General features: G+C 42.3%; 14 protein-coding genes. 7 read left to right on the top strand and 7 right to left on the bottom strand.

Annotated features, from left to right (window positions below; translation table 11 throughout):
* Nucleotides 1-243 (bottom strand): helix-turn-helix domain-containing protein (locus V7K25_RS08460; RefSeq protein WP_335156893.1); only part of this gene is annotated, 243 nt, incomplete at its 3' end.
* A gap of 91 nt (nucleotides 244-334) precedes the next feature.
* Nucleotides 335-769, bottom strand: a complete 435-nt coding sequence (gloA, locus tag V7K25_RS08455) for a lactoylglutathione lyase (RefSeq protein ID WP_335156892.1) — start codon at nucleotides 767-769, stop codon at nucleotides 335-337.
* A 260-nt stretch (nucleotides 770-1,029) separates the two neighbouring features.
* Here gloA and eno point away from each other — a divergent pair, with 260 nt between their 5' ends.
* A complete protein-coding gene (eno, locus tag V7K25_RS08450) occupies nucleotides 1,030-2,319 on the top strand; it encodes a phosphopyruvate hydratase (RefSeq protein WP_335156890.1) in 1,290 nt (429 codons plus the stop codon).
* Between the two features lie 54 nt (nucleotides 2,320-2,373).
* On the opposite strand, the gene argC is transcribed toward eno, so the two are convergent.
* Nucleotides 2,374-3,432, bottom strand: a complete 1,059-nt coding sequence (gene argC, locus V7K25_RS08445) for an N-acetyl-gamma-glutamyl-phosphate reductase (RefSeq protein ID WP_335156888.1) — start codon at nucleotides 3,430-3,432, stop codon at nucleotides 2,374-2,376.
* 347 nt (nucleotides 3,433-3,779) lie between these two features.
* Here argC and ribBA point away from each other — a divergent pair, with 347 nt between their 5' ends.
* Nucleotides 3,780-5,453: a bifunctional 3,4-dihydroxy-2-butanone-4-phosphate synthase/GTP cyclohydrolase II gene (ribBA, locus tag V7K25_RS08440; RefSeq protein WP_335156886.1), complete on the top strand. Its 1,674-nt coding sequence runs from the start codon at nucleotides 3,780-3,782 to the stop codon at nucleotides 5,451-5,453.
* Between the two features lie 56 nt (nucleotides 5,454-5,509).
* Here the strand turns inward: ribBA and V7K25_RS08435 are convergent, their stop codons facing one another.
* Nucleotides 5,510-6,388, bottom strand: coding sequence for a peptidoglycan recognition protein family protein (locus V7K25_RS08435; protein ID WP_335156884.1), 879 nt, complete (start codon nucleotides 6,386-6,388; stop codon nucleotides 5,510-5,512).
* A 1,174-nt stretch (nucleotides 6,389-7,562) separates the two neighbouring features.
* Here V7K25_RS08435 and V7K25_RS08430 point away from each other — a divergent pair.
* Both V7K25_RS08430 and V7K25_RS08425 read left to right on the top strand, forming a co-directional pair.
* Nucleotides 7,563-8,366 (top strand): DUF6816 family protein, encoded by an 804-nt coding sequence (locus V7K25_RS08430; RefSeq protein ID WP_335156882.1) that lies wholly within the window; start codon nucleotides 7,563-7,565, stop codon nucleotides 8,364-8,366.
* Nucleotides 8,367-8,454: 88 nt separating this feature from the next.
* Nucleotides 8,455-10,275: an ABC transporter ATP-binding protein gene (locus tag V7K25_RS08425; RefSeq protein ID WP_335156880.1), complete on the top strand. Its 1,821-nt coding sequence runs from the start codon at nucleotides 8,455-8,457 to the stop codon at nucleotides 10,273-10,275.
* Nucleotides 10,276-10,497: 222 nt separating this feature from the next.
* On the opposite strand, the gene V7K25_RS08420 is transcribed toward V7K25_RS08425, so the two are convergent.
* Nucleotides 10,498-11,454, bottom strand: a complete 957-nt coding sequence (locus V7K25_RS08420; protein ID WP_335156878.1) for a hypothetical protein — start codon at nucleotides 11,452-11,454, stop codon at nucleotides 10,498-10,500.
* A 536-nt stretch (nucleotides 11,455-11,990) separates the two neighbouring features.
* Between V7K25_RS08420 and V7K25_RS08415 the strand changes: the two genes are divergently transcribed.
* Both V7K25_RS08415 and V7K25_RS08410 read left to right on the top strand, forming a co-directional pair.
* Nucleotides 11,991-14,102, top strand: coding sequence for a M3 family metallopeptidase (locus V7K25_RS08415; RefSeq protein WP_335156876.1), 2,112 nt, complete (start codon nucleotides 11,991-11,993; stop codon nucleotides 14,100-14,102).
* A 282-nt stretch (nucleotides 14,103-14,384) separates the two neighbouring features.
* Nucleotides 14,385-15,650 (top strand): flavin monoamine oxidase family protein, encoded by a 1,266-nt coding sequence (locus V7K25_RS08410; protein WP_335156874.1) that lies wholly within the window; start codon nucleotides 14,385-14,387, stop codon nucleotides 15,648-15,650.
* A 221-nt stretch (nucleotides 15,651-15,871) separates the two neighbouring features.
* Here V7K25_RS08410 and V7K25_RS08405 read toward each other — a convergent pair whose 3' ends face one another.
* Nucleotides 15,872-16,144, bottom strand: a complete 273-nt coding sequence (locus V7K25_RS08405) for a GlsB/YeaQ/YmgE family stress response membrane protein (protein WP_322646297.1) — start codon at nucleotides 16,142-16,144, stop codon at nucleotides 15,872-15,874.
* Nucleotides 16,145-16,493: 349 nt separating this feature from the next.
* Complete coding sequence (locus tag V7K25_RS08400) at nucleotides 16,494-16,736, bottom strand: hypothetical protein (protein ID WP_335156872.1); 243 nt, start codon at nucleotides 16,734-16,736, stop codon at nucleotides 16,494-16,496.
* A 220-nt stretch (nucleotides 16,737-16,956) separates the two neighbouring features.
* On the opposite strand from V7K25_RS08400, the gene V7K25_RS08395 reads away from it, so the two are divergent.
* Complete coding sequence (locus V7K25_RS08395) at nucleotides 16,957-17,589, top strand: bifunctional 4-hydroxy-2-oxoglutarate aldolase/2-dehydro-3-deoxy-phosphogluconate aldolase (protein WP_335156870.1); 633 nt, start codon at nucleotides 16,957-16,959, stop codon at nucleotides 17,587-17,589.
* Nucleotides 17,590-17,666: the final 77 nt, after the last annotated feature.

Here is a 17,666-nt window from a genome sequence, read left to right as displayed (position 1 = left end):
GCCCTGTTGTAATGGCACACTGCTAACATCATTAAGAAACTGCAAGTCCTCTTGCTTTTTCCAATTAGTGAGCATTGCTGAAGTTTCAATGTAACTAACTCGTTTTTGGTCTTCATACCATGCTTGTGTCCTTGCGGCGAGAGCGCGGTTATAGACTAAACGACTACATCCCATCGTTTGCCTGAGCAAGTTTTCCTGCTCAGGTGTTGGATAGAATCGATACTTGAAAGCTTTTTGTCTCATTCTTACATTATACCAAATATTCTGTAAGAGAACAAATTAATTAAAGCCGTCGTAGAACGATGGGGTTTTAAACCCATTCTTCTGATAAGAATTACTGACTCACAAGTTGCTCTTGGGATTCCTGTTTGACTGCTGACCCTTGATTTGCCAGTTGAATCAGTTCAATTTTATACCCATCTGGATCTTCCACGAAAGCAATTACTGTCGAACCATGTTTCATCGGGCCTGGTTCGCGCACGATTTTACCACCCTGATTACGGATTTCATCACACGTAGCGTAAATATCATCAACACCAAGGGCAATGTGACCGTAAGCATTACCCAATTCATACTTTTCTACCCCCCAGTTGTAGGTTAGTTCTATCACCGAGTTGTCGCTTTCGTCACCGTAGCCAACAAAAGCTAGAGTAAATTCTCCGCCTGGATAATCTTTTCGACGTAGTAATTTCATTCCTAGAAGTTCACAGTAAAACTTTAAGGACTCTTCGAGGTTGCCCACCCGTAGCATTGTGTGTAGTAATCGCATATTGACCTTTTCTCTGTAATTGATTTAGTCTTATTCTCTGCCAATATTTTACCTAGCTCAAAGTCTGAAGGTAGAAATACCATCCAGGAAAAAGACAGGATAAAGAATTCTCTTACCCATTTTTGGCGTTGATCCCTATCCATATAATGGAAATCTTCTTTAATCTCAGCCAATAAAGTCTCTTAACCGCCTATGCTAGCGATTGGGTTAGGCAGATGGACTGTATGCGTAACACACAAAGGACAAAGGAGAAAGTACAGATGAGTAAATTTCTAGATACTGCCATTGAGGCGATCGCAGCCCGTGAAATTCTTGATTCACGCGGTAGACCAACAATTGAAGCTGAAGTGCATTTAGCCAACGGTGTTGTAGGACTGGCGCAGGTTCCCAGTGGTGCCTCTACTGGCACTTTTGAGGCTCACGAACTGCGTGATGGCGATAAAAGCCGTTATGGTGGCAAAGGCGTACTCAAGGCTGTACAAAACGTCAAAGAAGCACTTGCACCCCAATTGTTAGGCTTGGATGCCCTCAACCAAGAATTGCTAGACCGGACAATGATCGCCATAGATGGTTCTGCTAACAAATCCAATTTGGGAGCTAATGCGATTTTGGGGGTTTCCTTAGCAGCAGCCAAAGCTGGTGCTGAGTCTTTAGAAATTCCTCTGTATCGCTATTTGGGTGGCCCTTTAGCAAATTTGCTACCAGTGCCGTTGATGAACGTGATTAACGGTGGCGCACACGCATCAAATAACGTGGATTTTCAAGAGTTTATGATTGTCCCAATTGGCGCAACTTCCTTCCGGGAAGCGTTGCGCTGGGGTGCAGAAGTGTTTGCTACCCTCAGTCAAGTATTAGATGAAAAGGGTTTGCTGACTGGTGTGGGCGATGAAGGTGGTTTTGCCCCTAACCTAGAGTCTAATCAGGTGGCTTTGGAATTGTTGGTTGCTGCGATTAAGAAAGCTGGTTATAAACCAGGGGAAGAAGTAGCTTTGGCGTTGGATGTGGCGGCTAGTGAATTTTACAAAAATGGTCAGTATGTTTACGATAGTAAACCTCATGCCCCATCTGAGTTTATTGATTATTTAGGACAACTAGTTGACCAATACCCAATTGTGTCAATTGAGGATGGTTTACACGAAGAAGATTGGCAAAGTTGGCAATTGCTTACCCAGAAGTTAGGTTCGCGGGTGCAATTGGTAGGCGATGACTTATTTGTGACTAACGCTACGCGCTTGCAAAGAGGCATCCAGGAAAAAGCCGCTAATGCCATTTTGATTAAACTCAATCAAATTGGTTCTCTTACCGAAACCTTAGAAACAATTGATTTGGCAACTCGCAACAGTATCCGTTCAGTAATTAGCCATCGTTCTGGTGAAACAGAAGACACAACGATCGCTGATTTAGCCGTAGCAACCCGTGCCGGTCAAATTAAAACAGGTTCCCTGTGTCGCAGCGAACGAGTAGCAAAATATAATCGGTTGCTGCGAATTGAAGATGAACTAGGCGATCGCGCCGTTTATGCTGGTGCTGTGGGGTTAGGGCCGAAGTAGAGAGATGGGGGAGCAGGGGGAGATGGGGAAGAAAATACTTCCTCATCCCCCTCATCACGGATAAAACCCCAACTTGGGCAACCCCAAGGTTTCATCCCAGCCCATCATCAGGTTTAGACACTGAATCGCTTGGCCTGCCTGTCCTTTAATTAGATTGTCAATTGCTGACATGACAATCACGCGACCTGTGCGCGGGTCAACTTCTACACCGATATAACAAAGATTACTGCCACTCGCCCATTTGGTTTGGGGGTAAACGCCACTACCGCAGACTCTTACCCAAGGAGAGTTGCGGTAGAAGGCTGAAAAAATTGTGATTAAATCATCTCGCACTAGACCGGGATCGCTCATTGTGGCATATACCGTTGCCAAAATACCGCGTACCATTGGGATAAGGTGCGGTGTAAATTGGATCATAAGTTCGTGGCCAGCTAAGTCACTGCAAATTTGCTCAATTTCTGGGGTATGACGGTGACGGCCGATATTGAAAGCTGCTATAGAGTTGTCTGCTTCAGCTAGTAATAAATTAGTTTGAGGTTGCCGTCCACTGCTAGATGTACCAGATTTGGCATCGATAATAGCTGTTTCTGGTCTGATTAAGCCTTGCTTTAAGAGTGGCGAAAGTGCAAGAAGGCTAGCGGTGGGATAGGAACCAGGACAGCCAACGAGTTGAGCTTCGGCAATGCGATCGCGATAAAGTTCTGGTAATCCATAAACTGCTGTAGCTGCAATTGTGCGATCGCTTCTTTCAATGCCATACCAATTTGTATAAGTTGTCAAATTACTAAACCGATAGTCTGCACTCAAATCTACTACTTTACAACCTTTTTCCAACAGTTTGGGCGCGATTTGGCAAGCTAGACCATTTGGTAAAGACAGGAAAACTACTTCACAACGGTGAGCAATTATTTCTGGTTCTACTGCTTCTATTGGCAGGTTAGCTGCATGAGCCAGATGTGGGTAGAGATCCCCAAAGGATTTCCCGATACTGTTTTCATCGCCTAAATAAACCAGTTCGACTTCTGGATGATCCATCAGTAGCCGTACCAACTGTACTCCGCCATAGCCCGACGCGCCAACAATCCCAACCGGTACGCGTCTAAATTTGCCCATGATCTGAAATCCTTATCCCATGAATGGTGAATTCGTTATCAGCTATCAACAATATCAGCGACTAGACGCACAGCGTACAAAACATCTGAAACCCCTCTACTTTTTTTAGATGCCGGGAAGGAGTGACGCGGCGAAATTGTCAAATATTTTATTTGTCTCTCTTGTCTCCCTTGTCATGTTCATCCTTGATTGTCGTTGCACTCTATTAATAAACCCCGATTTTAGGGGCAGAAATTTTTGCTAGGTTATCAAATCATTGCTAGTCTACTCCTCTGCCTTATAAAGGAGCTACAATCTAAAAGAAGAAATTGTTAAAAAAATTTACGTTGGTAGCTGGAAATCTTTCTGTGTCAGAGCCTAATACTAACCAAGCTTTTAAATTTGATTCGATTGATGCCGCCTTAGCAGACCTAAAAGCTGGTCGCGTCATTGTAGTGGTAGATGATGAAAATAGAGAAAATGAAGGCGACTTAATTTGTGCCGCTCAATTTGCCACACCCGATATGATTAATTTCATGGCGGTGGAAGCTAGAGGGCTGATTTGTTTGGCAATGACAGGCGATCGCTTAGACGAGCTAGACTTACCCTTGATGGTAAGCAACATTACAGATACTAACCAAACTGCCTTCACTGTAAGTATTGATGCTGGTCCAGAATTGGGTGTAACCACAGGCATATCAGCAGAAGACCGCGCCCGCACTATCCAGGTTACTCTCAACCCAGCCACCAAACCCACCGATTTACGTCGTCCTGGTCATATTTTCCCGATTCGGGCTAAAGCTGGAGGCGTACTCAAACGCGCAGGACATACGGAAGCGGCTGTGGATTTAGCCCGAGTAGCAGGACTATACCCAGCAGGAGTAATTTGTGAAATTCAAAACTCCGATGGTTCAATGGCGCGGTTGCAGCAGTTAGTTGAATATGCGAAACGTCACAATTTAAAAATTATTAGTATTGCGGATTTAATCAGTTATCGCCTACAGCACGATCGCTTAGTGTATCGAGAGGTTGTTACCAAACTGCCTAGTGAATTCGGTCAGTTTGAAATTTACGCCTACCGCCATACTCTGGATAATACAGAACACGTTGCAATTGTCAAAGGCGATCCAGCTAACTTCAAAGATGAGCCAGTAATGGTGCGGATGCACTCAGAATGCTTAACTGGTGACGCTTTAGGTTCCTTGCGCTGTGACTGTCGGATGCAGCTTGTCGCTGCACTCAAAATGATTGAGTCTGCGGGTCAAGGTGTAGTTGTATACCTGCGTCAAGAAGGACGGGGAATCGGCTTGATTAACAAGTTGAAAGCTTACTCATTGCAGGATATGGGGCTGGATACAGTAGAAGCAAATGAGCGTTTAGGATTTCCTGCCGATTTGCGAGACTACGGCATGGGGGCACAAATATTGATGGATTTGGGGATCAAAAAGATACGTTTGATTACCAACAATCCCCGTAAGATTGCTGGAGTTAAAGGCTATGGGATGGAAGTAGTCGATCGCGTTCCATTGTTAATTGAGGCCAATGACTACAATTCCTATTACCTGGCGACAAAAGCGAAAAAGCTGGGTCACATGCTGTTGCAGACTTATTTGGTAACAGTAGCAATCCATTGGCAAGATGACCCGGAAGCTGTGACAGAACGTTATGAACGCTTAGAGAAATTGCGACACTTAGCGAAAAGTAATGATTTATTGTTGCAGGAAGAAGCGCGTCCATTAGCGATCGCTATATTTGATGAGCCATCCTTAACAGTACACTTGGGTTTGGATCAACCAAAAGTTGCTAGTTGCGATTGGTATCAGCAAAATGGTCATCCTTATATCCAGGCTATCTTCCAAATTCTGGACAATCTTGCAACTTTGCCATACATCCAGAAAATAGAATTTCTGATTTCTTCTGGTTGCGATCCCTTGAGTAATTTACAAGTCCAACTGGATCGACACACATTTCCAGATGGTACACTGCCTTCATCGATTAGCGATCGCCTGGAGACGCAGCAAATTTATAGCTTTAGCAAATAGCTTGGTTAAATAAATTTTGTCGGGTGTGTTATCGCAAAAGCGTAACGCACCATTTTTTATTTACTTACTCTATATATTGGTCTGACCTGACGATAAGTATTAAGTAAGCTCAAAAATTTATTACCATCAAAATTTATCGGGTCAACTTTTTTACCAGAACGGTCTACTAGATGGTGCGTAGTGATGCGATCGTCTGGGACTTGACTTTGAGCAATTAACCAAGCAAGAGAATTATATTGAGCCTCCGTATAGCCGCTATGGGTTTGTTGACTGCTAGCGTCATAACTGTCTGGCGGTGTTTCTAAAGAGACATGATAAGCGAAATTATTCACAGACGCAGGCAAATTCGGATTAGTCTGCACAGTTTCCACTCCCTCTGGAGTCTCAAATACTGAGTTAGCTGCACCAAAAGCCCGCTTTTCTGGCGGTACTAGATAAACTACCGTTCCGTCTAACTTGATTAAAGCGTGGTAACTTGCTTGTACATTTTCATCAGTATGGGCTACTTGAAAGAAATTAACGGCGCTGGAAGCAGAATAACCAGTTTCATGGAGGACGATAATTGGTTGATTGTTGACCAGAACGCCGTTAACATCTTGGGTGTATCGTTCTCCATAGTTACTTGGGTCAACCGAAGCAACTTGATAACTCGGTCTGTAATGTGCAAAAGCTTGAGTGGTTACATACCTTGCTACAGGCTTGTTAATCTTGACTGGGGACTTGATAACATTTTGAAATTTCTTCTCTGGCTCTTTCGCTGATTGAAATTGCGCCTGGGGATATTGACTGAAAGCTGTAACCTGTGCATTGGATGCACGGGATATTGTCGGATTATTTTGTAATTTTGTCGCTCGTCCAATTAGCAGCACTACAATTAAAGCCATGAACATCAGCGAGATTAGTAGCACCCTAGTCGCCCAGTCTTTAAACCTCATGTTTCTAATACCCGTAAAACGGTAGATATTAATTTATAGCTAAACTGATGTATCTTTTGTAGGGGCGCACTTCTGTACGCCCCTAACGCCTATGGTATCCAAACAAGAATTGCTATAATACTTTAATTCTAGTTAAATATACGTTACTAGTATATGTTGTAATCCTAAGTAATTATTTTAGATGCTTCTTTTGTCTAGGGAGCTATTTGAATGCTATTAAAACCATTGCTACTGGTTCAGAGAAGAGTTGATGAATTGTCTCTCTACAATTCAAAATCACAATAATTCAAAATCACAATCTCAAATCTAATCTAGTTAGCGTTTATACTCTACTGCGTAGTGTTCGCATAGCTACAGGTAATGTCCCTCTGGAGTCAAAACTTTCTTTAATCCACCCCAGTGCTGTTGGGGATCTTTTTCTTCTAAAAGCTGACGCAAGGCACGCAAAGCTGCACCAGCAATTCTCATTTTGAAATAAATAGAGTATTAACCCCATTTTGAACTTCAAAATATAGTACAGAATAACTAGTTTTTCCGAGAAAGGAGATAGCTAAAAAAATAATTGCCTCCATTAACTAAGTATAAATACTCAATATACTGGAGGGGATTGCCTGACAACTAAGGGTAAAATCGGGAAAATAGCTCTCTTTTGAGAATATAGAACTCAATCGAAATAACAAATTATTAATAGTTGTCAAGCTTTGGTAAAATTGGTGATAAAAAATAGACGATATTGACGAAATTAGAGATAAATATATTTGTAATTTGCTGGAATTAGAGGAAAAACACGCTAATACAATCAATGATTTAGAGTTAGAAATTAAAATAAAGAATCGAAATATTGATGAAATTCAAAGAAAATTGTTCATTAAAGAAGATGATTTTAAAAGACATGACAGACTGGTAATCATAATTATAGTTACAATCCTTGCTTTCACAAGATTTCTTATCTTTATAATCAACGAGATTAAATTAAAACTTGATTATTATAAGTATCGATCTTCCATTACTATAGTGAGAGAAGAATCGCGGTAAAAAGATGAAGGTGAGATTTGGTAAGGAACTATTAGACCTGTTGTGTAAGTATTTTCTATCTCATGCTAGGATGCAAATAAAAATTCAAAAATAAGGACTTTTGCAAGAAATATAAGAAAAAACAAACAAAAAACTAGTAATGCTTACAATGAAGGCGATTTGGATTTTTTGCTTGCTACTTTTATTACTTTTGTGGGGTGGCGGCGATGCTCTTGCAGGAGAGCTATCTGAACGGTTAGCAAATTTTCCCCAATGGGAAAAATTAACTTCCGTACAATCGGCTTCGGGTGATTTGGTTTATCCTGAATGGATGGCTGGTACTTGGCAAGTTACAAGTACTTTGGTAGATTTAGCTGCACCTTTAGCACCAGAAATAGTAACTCCAGGATTTGAAGGTAATCGCCGACAATTAAATCAGCCTGTGAGTTTTGTAGTAAGATTCGTCAAAGAGCAACCATCTATTACTGCGTTAAAAATATTACCTCAGATAGATAAAAAATCCCCAATTTTAGTAGCAGATAGAGCGTTTAATAGCTTGAATTTGGCAAGAGCTTACTTAGGGGATGAAGCTGTGTTATTAGTCAAAGTAGATCCAAATTCACCTAATCGTCAGATTACGTTCTTGCGTAGCAGTCGGCAACTAGTTTCTATTGTGACTGCACGGGCTACAGAAACTACCCCTGATGGCAAGTTCATCACTACAGAAGTATTTCAACAACTATTTAAAGGCGGTTCACGCCCTTATTTAAACTCTGTAGAATCTACCACCGCTTATCATAAACTTCTAACAGCTAATCTGGCAATTGAGGCAGATCAAGTTACTGCTGTCTATCTTTCGCCCCAAGATCCAGATTACTTTAAAGCTGGTTCTCGACCAGTTGCTCTCTATCGCTATCGCCTAGAATTTATCCCCGCCCAAATGCCTACTACTCCAAAGGAGTGATTTAAACCTATAGCCCTTGACTACTGTGTAGTACATGCGTAGTATATGAATTCCAAGTTTACGATCGCGCTCTTGGACGGTGTGCATCATGGCCAAATTTCAAGATATTGTCAATTACTTTCACCCCTACTGGAAGCTGAGTGTTTTCAGTATTACAGCATCTAGCATTTACGAAGTTATTGATTTGGTTGTCCCTTACGCGATCGGGCAGATTTTAAACGTATTGTCTGCTCAACCATTGGATAAACCACTTCAAAGTGCGATCGCAACTTTTTCTGGGATTACCAATTACCCAGTTAATAACACTCTATCTTTGGGTGTATTACTGGCTTTAATTTTCCTTGTTACGGTAGTGAGAGCGCCCACACAACCCTGGTTAACCAATTGGTTTCATTGGGATATAGCCTTCAGGTCGCGTCGAGAAAAAAACGAAACAGCGATCGCTAAAGTTCTGACTCTCCCACTAGAATTTTATGATGAAAATAACCCTGGACGCATTGCTGGAAGAGTAGCTAGAGGTATTTCCAACCACACTTTTAGTTACCCTGAAGTTGCCGGACAGTTGATTCCTAAACTGGCTCGGGTACTGGGGATTTTTGTGTTTATCTTGTTCATTGAGTGGCGGATTGCAATTTTATATCTAATTTCCTTTGTAATTATTCTCAGCTTCAGCTTGAAGAGTTTACAACAGCTAATTAAGTACGAAAGCCGTCTGGATAAATATGGAGAGGACACCGAAAGCCGCACTTCTGAATTAATCACCAATATCAAAACGGTGAAAGCATTTGCTACAGAAACTAGGGAACTAAAGCGGCAAAAGCAACGTTTGGATCGTGAACTAACGGTGCTTGATTATCGCATCCACAAAGGTTATACGAAACTGGGTACTTGGCAAAGAACCGTAATTCAGTTTTGTGTATTTACAATTCTGGGTTTGACTTTAGCAGCAACAGTAAATGGGAGAATTTCTCTTGGTCACTTTGTCATGACCTTAACTCTTTCTAGCATGGCTTATGCCGAATTAGAACCTATTAGTAACTTGGCAGAAGTTTTTGCCCGTCGTTATTCTCCTATGCTGCGGTTTCACGAATTTCTGCAAGAGCCAACTGCATCTGATTCAGCTAGTCTTTTAGAAGAGAGCAACCAGGCAGAATCACCTTATAAATTTACTGGAAAAGTTGAGTTGTCGCACCTCAGTTTTGGATATGATGCCAACCGTCAAGTTTTACAAGATATTAACTTGTTAATTGAGCCATACCAAACAGTAGCATTAGTGGGACGCTCCGGTTCTGGTAAGTCTACTTTAGTGAAATTGCTGTTGCGATATTTTGAACCTCAAGAGGGTCAAATTCTGATTGATGGTCAAGATATTCGCACTTTGGATGTGGGTAAGTATAGACGAAGGCTAGCGATCGTTCACCAAGAAGTAGACGTTTTCAACGGTACTATATTGGATAACCTCACCTATGGCAGACCAAATGCTAGTTTGGAGCAGGTTCAAGAAGCCTGTAGAATTGCCAGAGTTGATGAAGTAGTGCAGCATTTACCCAAAGGTTATTATACCGTCGTGGGAGAACGAGGTGTCAGGCTATCTGGAGGACAAAGACAACGATTAGGAATTGCTAGGGCGTTGTTAGTGGAACCAGACGTACTGATTTTTGACGAAGCCACTTCTAGTTTAGATTATGAGTCTGAGCGTTCGATTCAACTAGCGATGCGATCGATTCAAGGTACTTGCACCACCATTGTTATTGCCCACCGTTTAAGTACAGTGCGAGAAGCCGATAAAATTGTAGTTCTGGAGCAAGGAAAAATTGTAGAAGTGGGTAACCACGATGAACTTTTGCGTCATGAAGGTATTTACCGCCGCTTGCACTCCCTGCAAGAAACAGGAGAACTCCTGAGTTAGGGGACAGCTTTTGGATTTTAGATTGACTCCACGAATCAATCAGCTTGATTAAATCGACCTTATTGACAACACAATAAGGTCAATTTTTTCTAATTATCCCCAACAGTATTTGGTACAAAAATCGAAATTCTGAGCCACCAATCATGATGTATACAATATGTAATAATAGATGTTTACTGAATTGTGCCCACTCAGTAATTGAAGTTTTCTCATAACAAAAAACTAAGATTTACTCTTACCTGCTTCTTTCTGCGCCGCCTCACTGTATTTCTTATAAAGTTGAGTACGAATTTTGGCTTCTTGATAACGGCTGTGTTTTTGTGGCACCTTACTCATTAAATCTGAAGCCCGTTGCCACTTAGCAGCTATGTCTAACCACTGAGTTGAGACTGTGGCTGTTTTGCCAGATGCAGAAGCTTGGTTGGCAATTCGCACGGCTGTGGCAAATTGGTCATCAGACGGGTCAGAAAGGTTATTTTTAGTAGGACTAAGTGATGTTTGAACTTTCCTATTGCTCGTATTTTCTGGAGTTATAGATTTAGAAGTTTGTAATTGGATTAGGTTTATCAGATTATTACCTAACTGGGCATAAACAACCCAACTAAGCAACAACAGTGAGCATAAACCAGCCGCAGCTAATATCTTTACTTTAGGCTTCTTTTTATATTTTTCTTTGTTAATAAGTACTAAAGGACGAAAGACTTGAGTTCTAGGAAAATTTGGCTTTCCTAGTTCAGCTTGAGCTTCGGTGAAATCTGTAATTAATTGCTTTACAATATTAGGCTGAATTAAGGTAATTTCCTGTGACCAAAGCAATTGGTTGTCGCGATCGCTATCTATTTCCTTTAACCACAGTAATTGTTGTTCCCGAACAATCCGACTGTTGATATTGACTCGCCGAATGTAACGCGGGGCGATGGAATCAAGAATTTGCTGGATTTGTTCTACGAGGGGTGATTGCTCAAGTTGCTCTATCCTAGCCGCCTCGCACAGAAGTTGTAAGACACCATCAGAAAAGATGGCTCTAGTTCTGACACCAGACTTGGCTAGCTTTTCGTTCAATAGCTGAATAATCGCAGCAACGCTACCTTGGTGAGCTTGCCAAACGATATCATTTATGCGGTCTACCACCTGAAATTTAGTGATAGCTCTTCCACCCTGACTGATTAACGTATTCATTAATTTAGGGACTCTTTTCTACTTACCTTGATCTTGTTTTCGATTTTACGAGTAAAAAGTTGAGTTGCCAAATAAAATCATAAATATACAGCCTACCTTTTCGGTTCGGCAAGGATGCTCGATCGCATTAAGTTAATTTGACACTCCTACGCCTTGAAAGTGTGGGATTCTTAGGCTGAAACTGCGCTTTTAGGATAACGCCCATGCTGGCGGACGCGCTACCTGTTTGACATAGTACATTAATCATGATTTTTTGCGTAGGCGTAGCCCGCCATAGGCATCGCCTTTGGTCAAGTTGAGGTATGGTGAATGCACTCTGCGGGCGATCGCTTTGATATTTCTGGAACTGTCACGCCGTTAGATATTGTTCACAGACTAAACAAAATTGCTGTATCGGGATCTTTTTGAGAGGAATTCTCGCTTTTTTCGTCTTTTTATCATAATGGCAACACTAACTAGCACTGCGATCGCTACATTAGAAATATATAAATCAAAATCATTGTTGATTTTTATTCATCCGCAGTTCACACAAAACCATGAGTGCAAGTACCATTATTTCCGACAATCCCCTACTTCAAGGCACTGGTTTACCTCCCTTTACAGAGATTAAACCAGAGCGAGTAGTACCAGCCTTCAATCAGTTGCTGGCAGAACTTGAGCAGCAGCTTGCCACCTTAGAATCTAATGTAGAGCCTACTTGGAGTGGTTTAGTAGAACCCTTAGAAAAGCTGACAGAACGGCTTACCTGGAGTTGGGGGGTGGTAAATCATTTAATGGGTGTTAAAAATAGCCCGGAACTGCGCGAAGCTCATGAAATCGTACAGCCACTAGTAGTACAATTTATCAACAAGCTTGGTCAAAGTAAACCTATCTATAATGCTTTTAAGGCACTCCACACCAATGATAGTTGGGCAACTTTAGAATTAGCCCAACAGCGCATTGTAGAAGCGGCTATTCGAGATGCAGAACTTTCTGGTGTTGGCTTAGAAGGAGAGGCAAGAGAGCGTTTCAACGCCATACAAATGGAGTTAGCAGAACTTTCTACCAAATTCTCTAACCATGTACTTGATGCCACTAAAGCCTTTAGCTTAACCCTAACAACACAAGCGGAAATTGACGGTTTACCACCAAGCTTAGTAAGTTTAGCCGCCCAAGCGGCTCGTGCAGCTGGCGAAAGCAATGCCACACCAGAAAATGGCCCCTGGCGGATTACTTTGGACTTCCCCAGCTATGGCCCTTTCATGCAGCACAGTACCCGTAGAGATTTGCGCGAAAAGCTCTACAAAGCTCATATCACCCGCGCTTCTAGTGGCGATTTGGATAACAACCCCTTAATTGAGCGCATTTTGAAGTTGCGCCAAGAACTCGCAGATATACTAGGCTTTAAAAGTTTTGCCCAATTGAGCCTAGCTAGTAAAATGGCTCCCAACGTCGAGGCAGTCAACGCCCTATTAGAAGAACTACGCCGCGCTAGTTATGATGCTGCTGTCAAAGACTTGGCAGAACTCAAAGCTTTTGCGGCATCACAGGGAGCAGTAGAAGCTGAGGATTTAAAACACTGGGATATCAGCTTTTGGGCAGAACGCCAACGAGAAGCAAAATTTGCCTTTACCTCTGAAGAATTGCGTCCCTACTTTCCTCTTCCCCAAGTGTTAGACGGCTTATTTGGACTAGTCAAGCGGCTGTTTGGCGTCACTGTCACCTCTGCCGATGGTCAAGCGCCAGTATGGCATGAGGATGTTCGTTATTTCCAAATTGCTGACGAAACTGGTTCTCCCATAGCCTACTTCTACTTAGACCCTTATAGCCGTCCAGCCGAGAAACGCGGTGGTGCTTGGATGGATGTGTGCATCAATCGAGCCAAAATCACTGAAAATGGTGTTACCGCCATCCGCTTACCTGTAGCTTATTTGGTGTGTAATCAAAGTCCTCCCGTAGATGGTAAACCTAGTTTAATGACTTTCTATGAAGTAGAGACTTTGTTTCACGAGTTTGGTCATGGATTGCACCACATGCTCACCAAGGTTGACTATACCGGAGCCGCAGGCATCAATAACGTGGAGTGGGATGCGGTGGAATTACCTAGCCAGTTTATGGAAAACTGGTGTTATGAGCGACCGACTTTCTTTGGAATGGCGAAGCATTACGAAACTGGTGAAGCCCTACCGGAGCATTATTATCAAAAGCTGCTAGCGGCGCGTAATTATATGAGTGGTACTGCCACGTTGCGGCAGATCCACCTGAGCAGTCTTGATTTAGAATTACACTATCGCTATCGACCTGGTAGTAATGAAACTCCCTCAGATGTGCGTCATCGCATAGCCAAGACTACTAGTGTTTTACCGCCACTTCCAGAAGATTCAATTTTATGTGCTTTTGGACATATTTTTGAGGGTGGTTATGCAGCAGGCTATTACAGTTACAAGTGGGCTGAGGTACTAAGTGCTGATGCTTTTGCCGCTTTTGAAGAAGCGGGCTTAGAAGATGAAGAAGCTATAAAATCTACAGGTCGGCGTTATCGAGATACGGTACTGGCACTTGGTGGTGGTCAGCATCCAATGGAGGTGTTTAAAACTTTCCGGGGTCGTGAACCAAGTACGATCGCTTTGCTCAGGCACAATGGTTTAGTCAGTGCTGCTGTAAACTAAACACACGTTTGTAGAGACGTTGCATTGCACTGTCTCTACTCGCATTAAATTTTTATAGAACAGAATTCAGGAGTAAAGGAGTCAGAATGGGCTAAACGCCCCGCTACCGCTAACAGAATGAATTTATGACAGAAATTGCGGATAGCGGCGCGAAAAGCGACGTAGGAGCGTCTGAATAATCGGCTGACTTCTGTAATTCTTCAGCGATCGCCAATCTGTGGAATACAAGTAGGTCAGCGTAAATAATTATTGTCAGCAGCTTTAATATTTTAAGGACAACCTATGAGTAAACGAGTAATTATAGTTGGGGCTGGGTTGGCGGGACTGACGGCTGCTTATGAACTGGTTCGTGCTGGCTTTGATGTGCAACTGTTTGAAGCCCGCGAACGAGTTGGAGGACGAGTCCAAACGGTATCTCTTGGAGCAGAACAGCATGGCGAATTGGGTGCAGAGTTTGTCGATGATAACCACACAGCATTGATATCTTATACTACTCAATTCAACCTCATGCTTGAGCCTGCCTTTGAGTTTCCAGATGACCTCTGCTATTACATTGATGGTAATTTATATACTCAAAAAACGCTGACTGCTCAACAGCAAGCTTCCTTAAATGAAGTGTATCAGCAGTTAGATCAATTATTGAAACAGCAAGCCGATCCTGCCCAAACGTTAGGCGAGTGGCTCACCGCACACTCCATTGATCCTTTCGCTTGTAAACTTATTCGTCAGCAATCCTACGGTCTGTATGCTGTCGAGCCGGAGGCGATTGGAGTTGGCTTTTTTGCTTACAGTGGTACTTCGGGCGATCGCAATTTGCGAATTCGAGGTGGCAGTACTCAACTTGCAACCGCATTTGCTAGCTTTTTGGGCGATCGTATCCATCTTAACACCCCAGTTCGACGGATTCACCAGCAAGAACAAACCGTTGCCGTGAGTTTAGAAACGCTTCAGGGACAGGTTGAAGTATTTGCCGACTGGATTGTTGTCACAACTCCCTGGAGTGTTTTGCGCCATTTGTCTATTGAAGTTCCGCTTACAGATGCACAACGAAAGGCGATCGCCCACTTGTCTTATGGGACATCGGTTAAGACTTTACTTCAATACTCCAACCGTTTCTGGCAGCAATCCAGTTTAGGATTATTCGTAGGAGAAACACCTTATCAAACGGTCTGGGAATCTACCTTAACTCAGGCAGGTGAAATGGGAATTCTTGCTTGTACGAGCAGTGGGCCACCTAGCCGAAATGTTGTTGGACATGCCGTTGAATTAGCACAGCAAACTGTATCCGCCCTTAACCCAAATGCTCCTAAGTCGATGATCGCAACTGCAACTCATGACTGGAGTGCTGATCCCTGGTCACAAGGATCTTACTGCTATTTCGCACCTAGAGACTTAGCAACCTGGCGCTCTGACTTATCGTACTCTGCTGGACGAGTCATTTTTGCAGGAGAACATACCGCTCCTGTTGAATATTGTGGCTATATGGAAGGAGCCATTCGCAGTGGACAACGAGCATCAACGCAAATTTCAGCTTTCATGATTACATGAAAAACTCCACGCCACTTGCGGGATGGAGTTATTTTTTGGACTTAACCGAACAGTATTAGATTATGCAAGTGGTTCTAAGATCACAAAATTCTTATTTTATTTATCAAGAATCCAAAAAATAGCACCACCTTACTTACAGGCTGGCGCTATTTTCTGGATTTAATTGACAATAGTTAAATGAATTTCCTAAATTCCCCTCATTCCTTCTACGCAACTTGCTTTTATACAGCACTACTACGTGTGATTAAGTTCCACAGGAAAACTGCAACAATCGCACCAAGAACTGCTAGCGCAATACCAGGAATACTAAGAGTAGGGGCTGCTAAAGTTAACGTTCCTGTACTGAAGAATACGCCTAAGCTACCGCCAACAAAAGCACCGATGATTCCTAGTAAGATTGTTCCCAGAATACCGCCACCTTGATGACCGGGGTAGATAGCCTTAGCGATCGCACCAGCAATTAGACCTAAAACAATCCAAGCAAGAATATTCATTGTTTTTAATTCGGTAAACGTTTTTTACTCACAAATTTATATTATCAATCCTCATCTTTCGTTCCATCTACCATCAGAATTAATCATTAATAACCATAAGGAAGAGTTTAATCACAACTAATTTTATTAGTATGTACCACCCTTAAGCTAAATAATCAATTAAAAAAAAGCTCCTAGTCGGTCTTCAACTAGGGGCTTATCAAACTATTGCTTGGTAATTGCAGTATATGCATTTTTAATTAGCTCTCTCCTCTACTAGAAGAATTAAGCTGAGTTTTTAAAGACTGTCTCTAAAGTAATGTAAAGAAAGCAAAATTAGGCGATGTATAGGACGAGAGTAGTTAATGACTCAATGGCTAAGAAATGGTAAAAGCCTCCGATAAGACCAATGCATACTTAGAAAAATCAGGCTCACCAAGGTTAGCAACATAACCCCTAAAATCGTTCCGTATGCTTTAGTCCGCCACCAAAATCCGTTTATTTGTACTGCACCTAGCCGGACAAGCTTCCAGAAGCTGCCTATATTCATGCTTTTGGAATCATGAATGGTGATTGGTAAATATTCTGCTGGGTTTTGTCGTGCAATTGTCATTTTAATTACTCCTTTAGCCCCAAAAGCTGAGGTATTTATTTTAAACTACGTTAATACGATAGACTTACTGTTGTTTAAAGTATCTCATAACTTGATACAAGAAGCAAGTTTGAGAGCCGATCGCGGTTAGTATGTCACGCTTGTATTGGTGAATGGGAAAATTTGCTTGTATTAGCCCAATCTATAATCCTTAATCCCCCATTCCTAATTTCCAGTTAAAATGCCTAATCAAGTTTGGTTATCACAATTGCAAAAACATCGGGCAATCGCAGTCATCCGCGCCCCTAAAATCGAAGTGGGACAGCAAATGGCAATGGCTGTAGCATCTGGGGGAATGCAGTTAATTGAGATTACCTGGAATAGCTCGCGGGCTGGGGAATTAATCACTCAACTACGTTCGGAATTACCAGCCTGTACTATTGGCACTGGTACGCTATTTAATGTGCAGCAGCTAGAAGAAGCGATCGCATCTGGGGCGCAATTCCTCTTCACACCCCACGTTGACTCCGCAATGATTCAAGCAGCACAAGAAAAAAATGTGCCGATCATCCCAGGAGCTATGACTCCTACAGAAATTGTTACCGCCTGGAGTCAGGGCGCTAGTTGTGTAAAAGTGTTTCCCATACAAGCAGTGGGAGGGGTCGATTATATCAAAAGTTTGCAAGGGCCACTAGGTCAGATTCCCTTAATTCCTACTGGCGGCGTGACTTTAGAAAATGCCAAAGAATTTTTGCAAGCCGGAGCGATCGCTGTAGGTTTGAGCGGGGAATTATTTCCCAAAAAGCTTGTCACAGAAGGGAATTGGGAAGCGATCGCATCTGGGGCGAGAAAGCTGATACAACAGTTAAGTTAACTTAGAATCAAATATTAAAAATTCACGTCTATTAAAGTAATAGATAGGGAAACAAAAGTGAAAACTGATAAGTTTCT

The sequence above is a fragment of the Nostoc sp. genome (genome assembly GCF_036919495.1).
GTDB lineage: Bacteria > Cyanobacteriota > Cyanobacteriia > Cyanobacteriales > Nostocaceae > Nostoc.
This window is presented reverse-complemented; position numbering and strand designations above follow the sequence as displayed.